Genomic DNA, 14,700 nt, shown 5'->3' with positions numbered 1-14,700 from the left:
TCAGCGCAGGGCCGCGAACGCGAACTCACGCAGCCCGTCGCCCGGCGCCACGGCCGCACGGAAGCCCAGCATCTCGGCGGCTCGCGCCGGATCGGCGACGATGTGGCGCACATCGCCGCTGCGGTATTGCCCGGTGATGACCGGAGACATCGAATCGCCCCGGGCCTCGCACAGCACGGTGGCCACCTCCAGAATCGAGATCGGCTGCCCCGAACAGACGTTGGCGGCGGTGAACCCGCCGCGGTCCGCCGCGGTCAGATCCGCGGCGGCCAGATTGGCCGCGGCGACGTCGTCGACGTGGACGAAGTCACGCATCTGACCGCCGTCTTCGAAAACCCTTGGCGGCTCCCCCTTTTCCAGCGACGAGCGGAAGATCGCCGCGACCCCGGAATACGGGGTGTCGCGCGGCATGCCGGGACCGTAGACGTTGTGGTAGCGCAGCGCCACCACCGAGCCGCCCGTCGACTCCGACCACGCCAGCGCGTAGTGCTCCTGCGCCGCCTTGCTGGCCGCGTACAGGCTGCGCGGCCGCACCGCGGCGGCTTCGTCCACCAGCCGCCACCTGACCGGGTCCCCGCAGACCGGGCAGCGGTGCTCGAAGACGCCGGCGTCCAGATCGGCGCGCCGCCGCGGCAGTGGGTCGACCAATCCGTGCCGGCCGCAGTGGTAGCGACCCTGCCCGTAAACCACCATCGACGACGCCAGCACCAGGCGGCGCACCCCGGCGGCGAACATCTGGGCCAGCAGCACCGTAGTGGCCAGGTCGTTGTGGGCGCCGTATTCGGGCGCGTCGGCGGCGTCCACCCCGGCACCCACCATCGCCGCCTGGTGACACACCAGGTCCACCCCGGCCAGCAGCGGCGCCAGGGCGTCGCCGTCACGGACGTCCACGCGGTGACACCCCGGCGGTAACCGAGCGTCGGGCCCGTGCGCGGCCGGCAGCAAGGCGTCGACGCCGACCACCTCATGGCCGGCGTCGCTCAGCGCGACGGCCACCCGGGATCCGATGAAACCGGCCGCACCGGTCAACAGCACCTTCACGGCAACTCGAACGGCAACGCGACACCGGCATGCAGCAGGCACAGGGTGCAGGTGCGCTCCCCGGCGACCCGGCCGATCGACGCCCGCACCAGCTCCTTGAGCATCTCGATGTTCTCTCCGAAGCTGGCGAACACGTCGGACGCTTTCACACCCTTCCCGACGTCGATACCCGCGTCGACATCGGTCACCAAAGCTATTGCTGCATAACATAATTCGAGCTCACGAGCGAGGATTGCCTCGGGATAACCGGTCATGTTGACCAGGTTGAACCCCGCGGCGGCAAACCACTGGCTTTCGGCGCGGGTGGAAAACCTCGGGCCCTGGATCACCACCAGCGTGCCGCCGTCGACCACATCGGGTAACCCGGTGACCGCGCCGCGCAGCGTCGGACAGTACGGATCGGCGAAGGTGGCGTGCACCCCGCCGGAGTCGAAGTAGGTGTCGGCCCGGCCGCGGGTGCGATCGACCAACTGGTCGGGCACCACCACCGCGCCGGGCCCGAGCCGGGACGTCAGGCTACCCACGGAGCACGGGGCGAACACCCGTCGCACGCCAAGGGCACGTAGCGCCCACATGTTGGCCCGGTAGGGCACGGTGTGCGCCGAATACTGGTGATGGACGCCGTGCCGGGGCAGGAACGCGACATCGTGGCCTCCGACGGTGCCGATGGTGATCGCGCCGCTGGGCCGGCCGTAGGGGGTTTCCGGTTCGACGGTGCGCGCATCGGGACCGAAGAAGGTGTAGAAGCCGGTACCGCCGATCACTGCGAGCATCCGCTCATTGTTGTCTATGCCCGCAAGTTGATCGCGGGTGCGGGACACCGGCAGGATGCCTTGGTGGCCAGTTTCACGCAGTGGGTCGGCGGCGCTCGCCCGCGCACCCTGCCGAACGCGGTGGCGCCCGTCGTCGCGGGCACCGGCGCGGCGGCCTGGCTGCACGCCGCCGTGTGGTGGAAGGCACTGCTGGCGCTGGTTGTCGCCGTTGCGCTGACCGTCGGCGTCAACTACGCCAACGACTATTCCGACGGCATCCGTGGCACCGACGACCAGCGGTCCGGCCCGCCGCGGCTGGTCGGCTCACGCTTGGCGGCCCCCCGCTCGGTGCTGACGGCGGCGATGGTGAGCCTGACGGTCGCCGCGGCGGCCGGCCTGGTGCTGGCGCTGGTGAGCCAGCCGTGGCTGATCGCGGTCGGCGCCGCCTGCATCGCCGGGGCGTGGCTGTACACCGGCGGCGCGAAACCTTACGGCTACTCCGGTTTCGGCGAAGTCGCGGTGTTCGTGTTCTTCGGTCTGATCGCGGTGCTCGGCACCCAGTACACCCAGGCCTTGCGGGTCGACTGGGTGGGGCTGGTGCTCGCCGTCGCGACGGGAGCGCTGTCGTCGTCGGTGCTGGTGGCCAACAACCTGCGCGACATCCCGACCGACACGGTGTCGAACAAAATCACCCTGGCGGTGCGGCTGGGCGATGCCCCTACCCGAGTGCTCTACCAGGGGCTGCTGGTCACGGCGGGGGCGTTGACGCTGCTGTTGACGATTGCGACGCCGTGGTGTGCCGTGGGCCTGGTGTCCACGCCGCTGGCCCTGCGTGCGGCCGGGCCAGTGCGATCCGGCCGCCGCGGGCCCGAGCTGATCCCGGTGCTGCGCGATACCGGGCTGGCGATGCTGGTCTGGGCGGTTGCGGTGGCCGTGGCGTTGACGGTGGCCGGGTGAGGGTGCGCGCCGGGCCTGCCGGGCATTCAGGCTGGGCCTTCGGGGCGGGTGCTGTTGGCGCCGCACGACCCTGGGCGCACACTCGACATGGGGATAACAGCGACCGAGGACGGGTATGACGGAGATCGCCACAGCCAGCGGGACCACGAACGTGGGGTTGCTCAGCGTCGGGGCGTACCGCCCCGCACGGGTGGTCACCAACGACGAGATATGCCAGAACATCGACTCATCCGATGAATGGATCTACACCCGAACCGGTATCAAGACCCGCCGGTTCGCCGCCGCCGAAGAATCCGCCGCATCGATGGCGATTGACGCCAGCAGGCAGGCGATCGCCGGCGCCGGCCTCGAAGGCAGCGACATCGACGGCGTGATCGTCGCCACCAGCACCCACTTTCTGCAGACCCCGGCGTGTGCCCCGATCGTCGCCGCGGCGTTGGGCGCCCAAGACGTTCCGGCATTCGACATCTCGGCCGGATGCGCCGGATTCGGATACGCGGTCGGGGTCGCGGCCGACATGATCCGGGGCGGTAGCGCCGGCACGGTGCTGGTGATCGGCACCGAGAAACTGTCACCCACGGTTGACATGTACGACCGGAGCAACTGCTTCATCTTCGCCGACGGCGCCGCCGCGGTGGTGGTCGGGCAGACGCCGACGCAAGGCATCGGACCGACCGTCTGGGGCAGTGACGGCGACCAAGCCACCGCGATACGGCAGGACATCGACTGGATCACCCACGCGGAGAACCCGATCGGACCGCGACCGTTCCTGCGCCTGGAAGGTACCGCCGTCTTTCGGTGGGCGGCTTTCGAGATGGGCAAAGTCGGTCAGCGGGCGCTGGACGCAGCGGGGGTCTCACCCGACGAGATCGACGTGTTCATCCCGCATCAAGCCAACAGCCGGATCAACGAACTGCTCGCCAAGACCCTGCAACTGCGGCCGGATGCGGTGGTGGCCAACGACATCGAGCACACCGGGAACACCTCGGCGGCGTCCATTCCGCTGGCGATGGCCGAACTGCTGGCGACCGGGACCGCCAAGCCGGGCGACCTGGCGTTGTTGATCGGTTACGGCGCCGGCCTCAGCTATGCCGCGCAAGTGGTCCGAATGCCCAAGGCGCCGAACGGATAGGCGGGATTTCAGCTTTCGCCGGCACCCTGGTCGGAGTTCGGATCGTCGGGATCCTCACCTCGCAGCCGGGCCCGCAGCCGTTCGCGTTCCGCGCGCCTGCGCTCCCCCGCAACCGCCAGGGCGACGGTGGCTCGCCGGCGCAACGGAGTGAATATCCACATACCCAACGGCATCGCAATGGTCAGCCCGAACAGCGCGGCGACGACAACCGGGAATTCGTTGATCCCGGCCAGCCGCGCCGCCCCGTAGATCGCCGCGGTGACCGCGGCCGCGAGCAGCAACCGGGCCGTAGCGTAGAGCGCCACGTCGATGACGCCGCGGTGCTCGGTGGTTTTCTCGGCGCTGTTGCCGTGAGGCGCTGCTGACACAGCCTGAGCCTACGGCGCGGGTATATTCGCTCTCAGGAGGTGTCGAGTGCTTTACCTGCTCGTCGTCCTGGTATTGGGGACGCTGATCTACATCGGCTGGCGTGCGGCGCGGTCGCAGACAAGCCGGCCCAAGACTCGCGTGATCGGACCCGACGACGACCCAGAGTTCTTGCGCCGGTTGGGACAGGGCTGACCGGGGCCCGGTCGACCTAGATGAACGCCGGGTTGGTTCGCCGCTGATCGTTGGGGAACCCGTCGGCGACAACGGCGGCCAACTCCATCAGCGCCTCGCGAGTCTCCCGCTTCAACCGTTCGAAGCGGATCTCGGCGCCCTCTTCCAGATGCGGGTCGAACGGCACCAGCCGCACGGCGCGGCAGCGCCGTGAGAAGTGATCGACCACCTTCTGCATGTCGACCTTGCCGGACCGCGGCCGGACGGCGTTGATCACCGCGATCGATCCGCGTACCAGCTCTTCGTAGCCGTGTGCATCCAGCCAGTCCAGCGTTGCCGAGGCGCTGCGGGCGCCATCGATGGATGCCGAGCTGACCACGATCAGCACGTCGGCCTTGGCCAATATCGCCGACATCGCCGAATGCAGCAGCCCGGTGCCGCAGTCGGTAAGCACCAGGCCGTAGAACCGCTCGAGGATCTCGAGGGTGCGAGCATAATCGTCGGCGCTGAACGCCTCCGACACCGCCGGATCGGTTTCCGAGGCCAGCACTTCCAGCCTGCTGGGCCCCACCGAGGTGTAGCTGCGGACATCGCTGTAGCGCTCGATGCCGTCGGCGTCGCGCAGCAGATGACGCACCGTGGCCGGCGTCTCCACCGGCACCTTCTGGCTCAGCGTTCCGCGGTCCGGGTTGGCGTCCACCGCCACCACCCGGTCCCCGCGGATCGAGGCGAAGGTGCCGCCCAGGGTGGCGGTGATGGTGGTCTTGCCGACACCGCCCTTCAGTGAGAGCAGCGCGATCCGATAGCAACCGCGTAGCGGCCTGTTCACCGCAACCACCAGGTCGTTGTACCGGTTGACCCGTGGGCTTTCCCCCAGGTTGATCAGCTTGCCGGACACCATGTAGAGCCAGCGGCGCCAGCCCTCCGACGGCGGCGGTTTGACCTGCCGCAACAGCGTGCTGGTGGACAATTCCGGATAACGCGTCGGCGGCGTGCCCGCCGGTCGCTGCGCGGTCTCCACCGAGGTGTCGGCCGGCTGCCCGCCGAAATACCCGTAGGGCTGCGCATCGGTGATGGTCGGCAACCCCTTGGCCGGCGTGGTAGCCGCCCACGCGCGCGGTTCGGCGCGGGTCGGCGGCGGGGGCACGGCATGCGTCTCCGATTCGGAGAAGCGTCGCTCGGTGCGGAATCCGGCAAACGCCCGGGTCGGCGCCTCGCTGGAGTCGCCGCCCGTCTCGCCGGCCGACAGCTGTGTCGTCGGGCGATCCGGGTCTTGGCGTTCCTGCCCCAGTGGCGCCCCCACGCCCTCCGTCGGATGGTCAGACACGTGTACGTCCCCTCGTCGCGTTACTCGGTCCTTGTACCCGCCGCCTGATCACCCCACACCAGCATAGGAGTGCAAACCCACGGTAACCAGGTTAACGAAGAACAGGTTGAAGACCATGGCCACGAACCCGGCGACGTTGACCCAGGCCGCCTTCCGGTCCCGCCAACCCGCGGTTGACCTGGCATGGAGGTAGGCCGCGTAGATTACCCACGCGACGAAGGACACCGTTTCCTTGGGGTCCCAGCCCCAGTAGCGGCCCCAGGCCTCCTCGGCCCAGATGGCCCCGAAGATCACTCCGAAACCGAACACCGGGAAGGCGAAGATCGTGGTCCGGTAGGCGATCCGGTCCAGCGTTTGGGCATCGGGGAAGCGCTGCACGAGGCGAGCCAACGCCCCTTCGGTTGCCGGCTCACCCAGCCGCGAGGTTCGCAGCAGGAACAGGATGCTGGCGATGCCGGCGACCAGAAACACCCCTGAACCGAGGCTGACCACCGAGACGTGAATGGGCAACCAGTACGACTGCAGTGCCGGCATCACCGGGGCGGCATTGGCGTACAGCCAGCGCCCGGACACCGTCAGCAGGATCAGAACCGGGAGCAACAGGAAGACCCACAGCGGCCGGTTCTGCGGGCGACGCAGCACCACCGCGCCGGCGACCAGCCCGGACATGCAGGTGAGGTTGATGAACTCGTACATGTTTCCCCACGGCACCCGCATGGTGGCCAGGCCCCGCAGCACGATGCAGGCGCCCAGCAACCCGATGCCGAGGTAGAGCACCGCCAGCCCGGCTCGCCCGACGCGTTCGTCGAACGGCCGCCGCGGACCGTCGGCCACGATGCCCGGAATGGTGCTGTCGACGGCGACCGATCCGGCGGCCACCGCGACCGGTTCGAGTTTGCGGCCGCGGACGTAGGCCAGCTCGAAGGCCAGCAGCAGCAGCGCCACCACCAGGGCCACCACGGCTGAGGTGAATGCCCAGTCGGAGTAGCGGGCCAGGCCGATGTTGATATGCGCGGTGTTCATCTGACGTGCACCTGAGGGCTCCTTCGGGATGCTGCGGGCATCGGCGCCGCCGATGCGCCGAACCCGGCCAGCAATCGCTCGGTCAACCGCTCGAACTCATCACCCCAGCCGGAGTTGTCGGTCCGTGCCAGGCCGCCCAGCTCGACGTTCACCGTACCGGGGGTATCGGCGGCCGGCGTAATCCGGACCCAGACCCGGCGGCGGCGCACCAGCAGCGATACCAGCAGCCCGGCCATCATCGTGACGGCGAACACCAGCACCCAGGTTTGGCCGGGGTCGTGGGAGACCTGCAGGTTGACGAAGGGCACGGCGCCGTCGAAGCGGACGGTGGTGCCGTCTTGATCCAGGCGCACCTGTTCGCCGGCGCGCAGGTTGACCCGCTTTTCCTTGGTGAGCCGGCCCTGTTCGAGCAGCCGGGGATCCAGGGTGAACAGCGACTGCGGTCGCCCGGTGTCCAGGCCGGTGTCGCCGCGGTAGATGTCGATGGCCACCGCGGGGGCGTCCAGCGCCGGGAAACGCGACGACAACAGGGTGCCGTCCAGCTGCTCGGTCGGTGCCAGCAGGCCCTGGATCGCGATTTGGTGCCGACGGCGTTCTTCGGCGGTGGGATAGCTGCCGGCCGGCGGGTCGATGCGCACCACCCCCGACGACAGCAGGGTCTGCGGGTTGTCGGGTCGCCATTGCACGGTCGACGTGCGGCTCTGGCCGTCGGGGAAGGTCACGGTGAAGCTGGGCGCGTAGCCGTGGCCCTGCAGATACACCCGGTCCCCGCCTACCCGCAGCGGATGGTTGACCTCCAGCCGGTAGGGCCGCCAGGTGTTGGCCGACGGGTCGCGGCTGCCCGGGTCCGCCTGGTAGTCGATGTCGGCGGCAAACGAGGTGGCCTGCCCGGACGGCAGGTAGTGGGCTGCGAAGTCGTTGACCCGGATGCAGATCGGGTGCAGCGACGTGCCGTCGACGGTGTTGCCGGCGCGGAACGAGTCGAACGCCGCCGGGGAGGCCGAGCAGAAGCCGGGACCGCCGTCGGCGATGACGATGACGTTGCCCTCGTAGCCGAAGAGCTTTCCGACGGCCACCGCGACCAGCAAGCCCAACAGCGAGAAATGGAAGACGATGTTGCCGAATTCTCGCAGGTAGCCCTTCTCGGCGGCGACCTCGTAGGTGCCGTCGGTGTGCCGGACGATCCGGCGCCAGCCGCGCAGCCTCGCCGCGATCGTCTGGGCCACGGTTTCGGGGTCCCCGACCGCCTGGGAGCTGGCGCGCTTGGGCAGCCGGGCCAGGTTGCGCGGCGCGGCGACCGGGGCGGCCCGCAGGCTGCGGGCGTGCTCGATCATCCGCGGAGTGAGGCAACCCACCAGAGACACGAACAGCAACACGTAGATGGCGGTGAACCAGAAGCTGGAGAACACGTCGAAGGCCTGCAGCTCGTTCAGCCACGGGCCGATGAGGGGGTGGGTGCGCAGGTAGTCGTCGACCTTGCCGGCGTTGAGGCTGCGCTGCGGCAGCAGCGCTCCCGGTATGGCCCCGAGCGCGAGCAGAAACAGCAGCACCAGCGCGGTGCCCATCGACGTCAACGAGCGCCAGGTGTTGCGCGCTTTGGCCGCGAGCAGACGCAGAATCGCACCAAACCGCTTGGTTTGGTGCGATTCTGCGTCTCCTCGCGCCGCTGCTCGCTCCGTCAAATCGGCAACCTCACATCGGACACCACCGCGTCGCGCAGCCAGGAGACCACGTCGTTCCACACGCCGGTGACCAGCGCCAGGCCGACGGCGATCAGCAGCACGCCGCCGAAGACCTGGATGGCCCTGGTATGCCGGCGCAGCCAGCCCAGGCCCGCGACCGCCCCCGCCGAACCGAACGCCAGCAGCACGAACGGGATGCCCAACCCCAGGCAGTAGGCGATCACCAGGACGATCCCGCGCGCCACGCTGGCGCCGTCGGTGGCCGAAGCCACCGTGATCACCCCGGTCAGCGTCGGCCCCAGACACGGCGTCCACCCGAGCGCGAACACCGCGCCGAGCAGCGGTGCCCCGGCCACCGTCGTCAACAGCCGCGGGCTGAACTTGACCTGACGCTGCAATGCCGGGATCAGGCCCACGAACACCAACCCCATCACCACGGTCAACACCCCGCCCACCCGCTGCAGCAGCACCTCGTTGCTGATCAGCGTGGTCGTCATGCCCAGCACCGCGACCGTGCCCAGGACGAACACGGTGGTGAACCCGGCGACGAACAGCGCCGCCGACCCGGCGACCCGCCACCGGGCCGCGGGCTGCGGCCGTGGCTCCTCGTTGACGCCCACCACGCCCGCCAGATAGGAAAGGTAGCCGGGCACCAGGGGCACCACACAGGGCGAGGCGAACGACACCAGCCCGGCCAGCACGCACACGCCCAGCGCCAGCAGCAGCGGCCCGGCGGCGGCGATCTCGGTGAAACCGGTCATTGCCGGCCCGGCGGGTTCGCCGGTTCCTCGGCCGCTACCCGCTGCACCACCGGCTGCAGATCCTCGGCCAGCAGCTCGCGCAGGAACACCGCCGCGACCCGGTGCTGGCGATCGAGCACCAGCGTGGACGGAATGACGGTGGTGGGGTATTTGCCGCCGAATGCGATCAGGGTGCGCATCGCCGGGTCGTAGATGGACGGGAAGGTGACGTGGCGGTCGTCGACGAAATCCAGTGCGGCGTCGCGACTGTTGTCGCGCACGTCGATGCCCAGGAAGGACACCCCGGAGCCGTGGGTGGCGTCGTATACCCGCTGCAGTTGGCTCACCTCGGCCCGGCAGGGCCCGCACCACTGGCCCCAGACGTTGACGACGACGACCTGCCCGGCGAAATCGTCGAGGTTCAGCGTGCGCGCCGGGTCGCGCAGGTCCGGCCCGGACAGCGGTCCCGGGCGGCCGCGGCTGGCCGGCGGGTCGTAGTAGATGTCGGTCTTGCCGCCCGGGGAGACGAATTCGAAGGTGCCGCCCTGAGCGACGGCATCGCGCCCGGAACAGCCGGTCAGCACGGCTGTCACCACCAGAGCAAGAGCGAGCCGGCGCATGCTCAGCAGCCTGCCGGTTCGGAGTACACCACGTCGACCAGGCGGTCGCCGTCATAGACCAGGGAGGTCACCGACGCCAGCGAGCACTCGCGGCGCCGCGGGTCGTGCCACAGCCGCCTACCGGTCACGTGCAGCCGCAGCGTCCACACCGGCAGCTGGTGGCTGACACACACCACCTCGTGGCCGGCGGCGCGCGCCCGCGCCTTGTCTACCGCGGTCGACATCCGTTGCGCGATCTGGGTGTACGGCTCACCCCACGAGGGCGTGAACGGGTTGCGCAGCTGCCACCACACCCGCAGGTCGCGCCATGCGCCGTCACCGAGGCCGACGCGGCGGCCCTCGAAGAAGTTCGCCGATTCGATCAGATCATGGTCGGTGTCCACCGCCAGCTCGTGGCGGGCGGCGATAGGCGCGGCGGTCTCCTGAGCGCGTTGTAGCGGCGAGGCGATCACCGCGACGACGTCGCGGCCGGCCAGGAAGTCGGCGACCGCGACCGCCTGCGCTCGGCCGGCATCCGACAGGTGATAGCCGGGCAACCGGCCGTAGAGCACCCCGCTGGGGTTGTGCACCTCGCCATGGCGCACCACGTGCACCCGGGTTTCTTCGGCCATCAGGCTTTATCCTCTCGGGCGGCGTGGGCGGCCCGGCGGGCCGCAACAGGCAGCGCGTCGGCGATCCGCCCGAACGCGGCGTCGTCGAGGGCGGCCGAGACGAACCACGCCTCGAACGCACTGCACGGCGGGTAGACGCCCGCGTCCAGCAGGGCGTGGAAGAACGGGGCATAACGCCACGTCTGGCTGGCTCGTGCCGACGCGAAGTCGGTGACCGGCCGGTCGGTGAAGAACACGCTGAGCATGTTGCCGGCCCGCGGAATCCGGTGCGGCACCCCGGCATTCGTCAGCGCCTCGGTCAGCAGCGCTGCCAATCGGTCGGCATTGGCGTCCAGCGCGGCGTACACCGCGTCGTCGGCCGCCCGCAGCGTGGCCAGCCCGGCGGCCATCGCCACCGGGTTGCCCGACAGTGTCCCGGCTTGATACACCGGCCCCAGCGGCGCCAGCCGCTGCATCACCTCGGCCCGGCCGCCGAACGCGGCGGCGGGCAGCCCGCCGCTCATCACCTTGCCGAAGGTGAACAGGTCGGCGGCCACCGGATCCAGGCCGTACCAGCCGCTTCGGCTGACCCGAAACCCCGTCATCACCTCGTCGACGATCAGCAGCGCGCCGTGTTCGGCGGTGATCGAGCGCAGCGCGGCGTTGTAGCCGGGCCTGGGCGGGACGACGCCCATATTGCCCGGGCTGGCCTCGGTGATCACCGCAGCGATCTGCTCGCCGTAACGCGCAAAGGTCTCCCGGACGGCGTCGACGTCGTTGTAGGCCAACACGATGGTGTCGGCCGCGGCGGCGCCGGTGACCCCCGGCGAGGACGGCAGGCCGAGGGTGGCCACGCCCGAGCCCGCGTCGGCCAGCAGTGCGTCCACGTGGCCGTGGTAGCAGCCGGCGAACTTGATGATCTTGGCCCGGCCGGTGTACCCGCGCGCCAGCCGGACCGCGCTCATGGTGGCCTCGGTGCCGGAATTGACCAGCCGGATCCGCTCGACGGGCGCCACCCGCTCGATGATCTCGGTGGCCAGCTCGGTCTCGGCCGGCGTGGGCGCCCCGAACGACAAGCCGTTCGCGGCGGCCCGGGCGACGGCGTCGACGACGGCCGGGTGGGCATGACCGAGGATCATCGGGCCCCACGAGCAGACCAGGTCGACGTAGCGGTTGCCGTCGGCGTCGGTGAGCCGGCAGCCGTGCGCTTCGGTGATGAACCGCGGGGTGCCGCCGACGGCCGTGAACGCGCGCACCGGGGAGTTCACCCCGCCGGGGATGACCGTGCAGGCGTCGGCGAACAGCCGCGCGGAGACGTGCGTCCGCGCGGTCGCCTGGTCCGTGCTGCCCATGACGACTAGTGTCCCAGCCGCTGCGGCCCGCTCAACTACAGGGTGTAAGAGTTCTACCCGTCGCGGGTGTAAGCATGCCGACGGCGGGGAAAGCATCCCCCATGGGCGTATGCAACCCGACCAGACTGGGCGCGGCATCCGTGGGCCTGGTGCTGGCCGGCGGCTGTGGCAGTGATAACCCGGTCATCGACTCGTCGAACCGCGGCTCGAACTCCCACACCAAGGACACGACAGTGCAGAACGCCCACATCGTGCCCCGCTTTCAACCGGGGTCGGGTGCGATTCAGGTGGGGGATGCCGCGGCGCTCGCTTTCACGGCCACCAACAATCGCAGCACCGAATCGGAACGCCTGCTCGCGATCGCCACCGACGCGGCCGAGGCCGTCCATATCTCTCCGGCCGCGCCGCTAGAAATTCCCCCGCAGTCATCGATCGCTGCCGGCCAATCGATCGAACAGGTAGGCGCTTCCGGCCAACCATTCGCCGTCAGCGTGGACGGTCTGCGGGAATCCGCCAGACCGGGTACGTCGGTGGAGGTGACCCTGGTATTCGACCGTATTCGACAACTACGGTGACCTGACCATGCGGGTGCCCATCGAGGCGTGTCCCAGCCAGCAGTAGCCCGAAGATGAAAAGCCCTGGCAGCCAAGCGCTTTGAGCTGGGTTGGGGGCAGCGTGCATACGGCCACCCGGCACGGGGTATCCCTGTGACGACAGACAATCGAGGCAACGAAACTGATATCGAGAGGGATGAGACTCATGACCGACCCCGCCGGGGAACGCACGACAACGAGCACCGGACAACGGCTGGTCGCATCGTTTGACAGTTACGACGCGGCTCAGGAGCTGGTCGATCGCATGTCCGACGGCGGATTCCCCGTCGAGCACGTTCGCATCGTCGGCGACGGCCTGCGCACCGTGGAACAAGTCACCGGCCGCCTGACCAAGGGCAAGGCCGCGCTCGCGGGTGCGGCCAGCGGCGCCTGGATCGGCGCACTGATCGGCCTGCTGTTCTTGCTCTTTGCCGTCAGCCCGTTATGGCTTTGGGTATGGGTGCTCCTGTTGCCGATTGCCTTCGGCGCACTCTGGGGCGCTATCTTCGGCTTCGCCGCACACGCGTCGACGGGTGGAAAGCGGGACTTCACCAGCGAGCACACCCTGCTGGCGCGCCGCTACCACGTCTATGTCACCGCCGAGTACGCCGACCACGCCGCCCGTTTTCTGCCGGCAGCGCACAGCGCGGCTCGCTGACGCCGGCGTGAAGTTGGCATGGCAGAGCGAACAAGGTGTACTACCCCAGTGAGAACCCGATGAGAAACCCCGGCAGACTGTCGATGGGCGCGACGATTCCCGCACAACAGCTGGAAACCATCACCGGTCAGCCCGTGGCGGTGCCGGCGCCCGGGGGGCGTACCCATCTGCAGTTTCGCCGGTTTGCCGGATGCCCGATCTGCAGTCTGCATCTGCACAGCTTCGCCGACCGCCACCAGCAGCTCACCAACGCCGGTATCACCGAAGTGGTGTTCTTTCATTCGCCGGCCGACGCGCTGCGCGGATATCAGAGCGTGCTGCCATTCGCCGTGGTCGCCGACCCCGACAAGGTGCACTACTGCCGGTTCGGGGTGGAGCGGAGCTGGCGCTCCCTGGCCAGTTGGCGCGCCTGGTCAGCAGCCGTCCGCGGCTACTGGGCCGCGCTGCGGCACCGCCGCGATCCGGCCTACGCCGGCGTTGGATCTACTGATGGCACAACGCATTTGGGGCTGCCCGCGGACTTTCTCATCGATCCCGATGGCCGCCTCGTCGCGGTGCATTACGGGCGTCACGCCGATGACCAGTGGTCGGTCGACGAGCTGCTGAGTATCGATCGGTCGCTGGGGTAACGGCATGGCCGGCGAAGTGGTGGTCTACTGGCGTCCGGGCTGCCCGTTCTGTTGGCGGCTGCGTAGGGCGCTACGGCGGCGCCGGCTGCCCACCCGGGAGGTGAACATCTGGACTGATCCGGACGCGGCAGCGGCGGTCCGCTCGATCGCCGACGGCAACGAGACCGTGCCCACCGTCGTCGTGGGCGATATCGCCATGGTCAACCCGACGGCCGGCCAGGTCATCGACGCGGTCCGCAGCCGGGCTCCGGAGCTTCTCGACCAGGCGGTCGCGTCCTCGCGTTGGCGGACCATCTTCCGGGGTTCAAACCGTTAGCTCGGCTGGCCCTCGATGGTCACGCCCCGCCAGAACGCCACGTGGTTCTTGATGTCGCTGGCAGCCGGGCTGGGGTCCGGGTAATACCAGGCGGCATCGGGATTGGTCTGGCCATCCACCACGACGGTGTAGTAGTTGGCCACCCCCTTCCACGGGCATACCGACGTGGTGGAGCTGTCGATCAGATACTCGCGATGAATTGAATCCGGCGGGAAGTAGTGATTGCCCTCCACTGTGACGGTCTGCGGCACTTCTGCGAGCACGGTCCCGTTCCACACGGCGCGAATCATTGGCCCACCTCCCTGTCGGCTTCGATAGTGCACGGTTTCCGGATCCGGCGCCGCCGATTGCCCGACTTCAGATGTAGCCCCGGAAATGAGTTGGACAGTGGCATGCAATGTCGGCAACGGCTCGCTCAACCGCCATATCACCAACCCCATTCAGCGGATGTGGGCCGGTGGGCCCGGCCAGCCGCGCGGCCGTGACCAAGGCGTGGGAGGTGGCGTGGGCATCGGGTATCGGGCATCGGGTATCGGGCCTTCGACGCCGTGATGCCCGACGCGAAGCCGTCGGCACTGCTGGACCATCAAGCGCGCCGGATCAGCGAGATCGACGTCAGCAACGGTGCGGTTCCACGGTACGGCGCCCGCGTCGGGGTGGCGGCGCCGGTGAATGCGACCTTGACGGCGGTGGCCGGTCGGTGGAAAGGCGATGGGGCGACGACTGATTCGCTACGTAGCGTCCCGCG

At 69.2% G+C, this 14,700-nt stretch carries 18 protein-coding genes and 1 pseudogene; 8 read left to right on the top strand and 11 right to left on the bottom strand.

Annotated features, from left to right (window positions below):
• Both B4U45_RS18075 and B4U45_RS18070 read right to left on the bottom strand, forming a co-directional pair.
• On the bottom strand, window positions 1-1,041 hold the full coding sequence (locus B4U45_RS18075) for an NAD-dependent epimerase/dehydratase family protein (RefSeq protein WP_075546908.1): 1,041 nt from the start codon (window positions 1,039-1,041) through the stop codon (window positions 1-3).
• Window positions 1,038-1,814, bottom strand: coding sequence for an S-methyl-5'-thioadenosine phosphorylase (locus tag B4U45_RS18070; protein ID WP_198929523.1), 777 nt, complete (start codon window positions 1,812-1,814; stop codon window positions 1,038-1,040). The genes B4U45_RS18075 and B4U45_RS18070 overlap by 4 nt, the downstream gene beginning before the upstream one ends.
• Window positions 1,815-1,877: 63 nt before the next feature.
• Between B4U45_RS18070 and B4U45_RS18065 the strand changes: the two genes are divergently transcribed.
• Together B4U45_RS18065 and fabH are read left to right on the top strand one after the other, a co-directional pair.
• The gene (locus B4U45_RS18065) at window positions 1,878-2,750 is read left to right on the top strand and encodes a 1,4-dihydroxy-2-naphthoate polyprenyltransferase (protein ID WP_075546954.1); all 873 of its coding nucleotides are present in this window, start codon (window positions 1,878-1,880) and stop codon (window positions 2,748-2,750) included.
• 115 nt (window positions 2,751-2,865) lie between these two features.
• Window positions 2,866-3,882, top strand: coding sequence for a beta-ketoacyl-ACP synthase III (fabH, locus tag B4U45_RS18060; RefSeq protein WP_075546909.1), 1,017 nt, complete (start codon window positions 2,866-2,868; stop codon window positions 3,880-3,882).
• A gap of 8 nt (window positions 3,883-3,890) precedes the next feature.
• Here the strand turns inward: fabH and B4U45_RS18055 are convergent, their stop codons facing one another.
• On the bottom strand, window positions 3,891-4,250 hold the full coding sequence (locus B4U45_RS18055; RefSeq protein WP_075546910.1) for a DUF4229 domain-containing protein: 360 nt from the start codon (window positions 4,248-4,250) through the stop codon (window positions 3,891-3,893).
• A 46-nt stretch (window positions 4,251-4,296) separates the two neighbouring features.
• On the opposite strand from B4U45_RS18055, the gene B4U45_RS18050 reads away from it, so the two are divergent.
• On the top strand, window positions 4,297-4,443 hold the full coding sequence (locus B4U45_RS18050; RefSeq protein ID WP_089025030.1) for a hypothetical protein: 147 nt from the start codon (window positions 4,297-4,299) through the stop codon (window positions 4,441-4,443).
• Window positions 4,444-4,459: 16 nt separating this feature from the next.
• On the opposite strand, the gene B4U45_RS18045 is transcribed toward B4U45_RS18050, so the two are convergent.
• The 7 genes from B4U45_RS18045 to hemL all read right to left on the bottom strand — a co-directional run bounded on the left by B4U45_RS18045 (window position 4,460) and on the right by hemL (window position 11,756).
• Window positions 4,460-5,749 (bottom strand): MinD/ParA family ATP-binding protein, encoded by a 1,290-nt coding sequence (locus B4U45_RS18045; RefSeq protein ID WP_082275381.1) that lies wholly within the window; start codon window positions 5,747-5,749, stop codon window positions 4,460-4,462.
• Window positions 5,750-5,797: 48 nt separating this feature from the next.
• A complete protein-coding gene (gene ccsB, locus B4U45_RS18040) occupies window positions 5,798-6,772 on the bottom strand; it encodes a c-type cytochrome biogenesis protein CcsB (RefSeq protein WP_083153823.1) in 975 nt (324 codons plus the stop codon).
• Window positions 6,769-8,337 carry a cytochrome c biogenesis protein ResB gene (gene resB, locus B4U45_RS18035; protein WP_122510321.1) on the bottom strand — a complete coding sequence of 523 codons (1,569 nt, stop codon included), beginning with the start codon at window positions 8,335-8,337 and terminating at the stop codon, window positions 6,769-6,771. Before resB ends, ccsB begins: the two co-directional genes overlap by 4 nt.
• Before the next feature lie 113 nt (window positions 8,338-8,450).
• Window positions 8,451-9,215, bottom strand: a complete 765-nt coding sequence (locus B4U45_RS18030; RefSeq protein WP_083153822.1) for a cytochrome c biogenesis CcdA family protein — start codon at window positions 9,213-9,215, stop codon at window positions 8,451-8,453.
• Window positions 9,212-9,814, bottom strand: coding sequence for a TlpA disulfide reductase family protein (locus B4U45_RS18025; RefSeq protein WP_083153821.1), 603 nt, complete (start codon window positions 9,812-9,814; stop codon window positions 9,212-9,214). The genes B4U45_RS18030 and B4U45_RS18025 overlap by 4 nt, the downstream gene beginning before the upstream one ends.
• A 2-nt stretch (window positions 9,815-9,816) precedes the next feature.
• Entirely contained in the window at window positions 9,817-10,425 is a 609-nt protein-coding gene (locus B4U45_RS18020; protein ID WP_075546915.1) for a histidine phosphatase family protein, read from the bottom strand.
• Window positions 10,425-11,756: a glutamate-1-semialdehyde 2,1-aminomutase gene (gene hemL / locus B4U45_RS18015; protein WP_075546916.1), complete on the bottom strand. Its 1,332-nt coding sequence runs from the start codon at window positions 11,754-11,756 to the stop codon at window positions 10,425-10,427. Before hemL ends, B4U45_RS18020 begins: the two co-directional genes overlap by 1 nt.
• Window positions 11,757-11,857: 101 nt before the next feature.
• On the opposite strand from hemL, the gene B4U45_RS18010 reads away from it, so the two are divergent.
• The 4 genes from B4U45_RS18010 to B4U45_RS17995 all read left to right on the top strand — a co-directional run bounded on the left by B4U45_RS18010 (window position 11,858) and on the right by B4U45_RS17995 (window position 13,952).
• Entirely contained in the window at window positions 11,858-12,331 is a 474-nt protein-coding gene (locus tag B4U45_RS18010; protein ID WP_082275382.1) for a copper chaperone PCu(A)C domain-containing protein, read from the top strand.
• A gap of 184 nt (window positions 12,332-12,515) precedes the next feature.
• Complete coding sequence (locus B4U45_RS18005; RefSeq protein ID WP_075546917.1) at window positions 12,516-13,007, top strand: YflT domain-containing protein; 492 nt, start codon at window positions 12,516-12,518, stop codon at window positions 13,005-13,007.
• A 59-nt stretch (window positions 13,008-13,066) separates the two neighbouring features.
• Window positions 13,067-13,636 (top strand): peroxiredoxin-like family protein, encoded by a 570-nt coding sequence (locus B4U45_RS18000; RefSeq protein WP_083153831.1) that lies wholly within the window; start codon window positions 13,067-13,069, stop codon window positions 13,634-13,636.
• A gap of 4 nt (window positions 13,637-13,640) precedes the next feature.
• Window positions 13,641-13,952 carry a glutaredoxin family protein gene (locus B4U45_RS17995; RefSeq protein ID WP_075546918.1) on the top strand — a complete coding sequence of 104 codons (312 nt, stop codon included), beginning with the start codon at window positions 13,641-13,643 and terminating at the stop codon, window positions 13,950-13,952.
• On the opposite strand, the gene B4U45_RS17990 is transcribed toward B4U45_RS17995, so the two are convergent.
• On the bottom strand, window positions 13,949-14,242 hold the full coding sequence (locus B4U45_RS17990) for a DUF427 domain-containing protein (protein WP_075546919.1): 294 nt from the start codon (window positions 14,240-14,242) through the stop codon (window positions 13,949-13,951). The two genes, B4U45_RS17995 and B4U45_RS17990, sit on opposite strands and share 4 nt — an antisense overlap.
• A 104-nt stretch (window positions 14,243-14,346) precedes the next feature.
• Between B4U45_RS17990 and B4U45_RS17985 the strand changes: the two are divergent.
• Window positions 14,347-14,679, top strand: a pseudogene (locus B4U45_RS17985) (ketopantoate reductase family protein); the annotation flags it as partial.
• Between the last annotated feature and the right edge of the window lie 21 nt (window positions 14,680-14,700).

It is taken from the genome of Mycobacterium persicum, assembly GCF_002086915.1.
In the GTDB taxonomy this organism is placed as follows: Bacteria; Actinomycetota; Actinomycetes; order Mycobacteriales; family Mycobacteriaceae; genus Mycobacterium; species Mycobacterium persicum.
The sequence above is the reverse complement of the archived record's forward strand: the minus strand, read 5'-3'. Positions and strand labels throughout refer to the sequence as shown.

Coding starts and splice junctions, on each gene's coding strand:
- B4U45_RS18070 (WP_198929523.1), bottom strand. CDS start 1,814: ATGCTCGCAGTGATCGGCGGTACCGGCTTCTACACCTTCTTCGGTCCC.
- fabH (WP_075546909.1), top strand. CDS start 2,866: ATGACGGAGATCGCCACAGCCAGCGGGACCACGAACGTGGGGTTGCTC.
- ccsB (WP_083153823.1), bottom strand. CDS start 6,772: ATGAACACCGCGCATATCAACATCGGCCTGGCCCGCTACTCCGACTGG.
- resB (WP_122510321.1), bottom strand. CDS start 8,337: ATGGGCACCGCGCTGGTGCTGCTGTTTCTGCTCGCGCTCGGGGCCATA.
- B4U45_RS18030 (WP_083153822.1), bottom strand. CDS start 9,215: ATGACCGGTTTCACCGAGATCGCCGCCGCCGGGCCGCTGCTGCTGGCG.
- B4U45_RS18025 (WP_083153821.1), bottom strand. CDS start 9,814: ATGCGCCGGCTCGCTCTTGCTCTGGTGGTGACAGCCGTGCTGACCGGC.
- B4U45_RS18020 (WP_075546915.1), bottom strand. CDS start 10,425: ATGGCCGAAGAAACCCGGGTGCACGTGGTGCGCCATGGCGAGGTGCAC.
- hemL (WP_075546916.1), bottom strand. CDS start 11,756: ATGGGCAGCACGGACCAGGCGACCGCGCGGACGCACGTCTCCGCGCGG.
- B4U45_RS18010 (WP_082275382.1), top strand. CDS start 11,858: ATGGGCGTATGCAACCCGACCAGACTGGGCGCGGCATCCGTGGGCCTG.
- B4U45_RS18005 (WP_075546917.1), top strand. CDS start 12,516: ATGACCGACCCCGCCGGGGAACGCACGACAACGAGCACCGGACAACGG.
- B4U45_RS18000 (WP_083153831.1), top strand. CDS start 13,067: ATGAGAAACCCCGGCAGACTGTCGATGGGCGCGACGATTCCCGCACAA.
- B4U45_RS17995 (WP_075546918.1), top strand. CDS start 13,641: ATGGCCGGCGAAGTGGTGGTCTACTGGCGTCCGGGCTGCCCGTTCTGT.
- B4U45_RS17990 (WP_075546919.1), bottom strand. CDS start 14,242: ATGATTCGCGCCGTGTGGAACGGGACCGTGCTCGCAGAAGTGCCGCAG.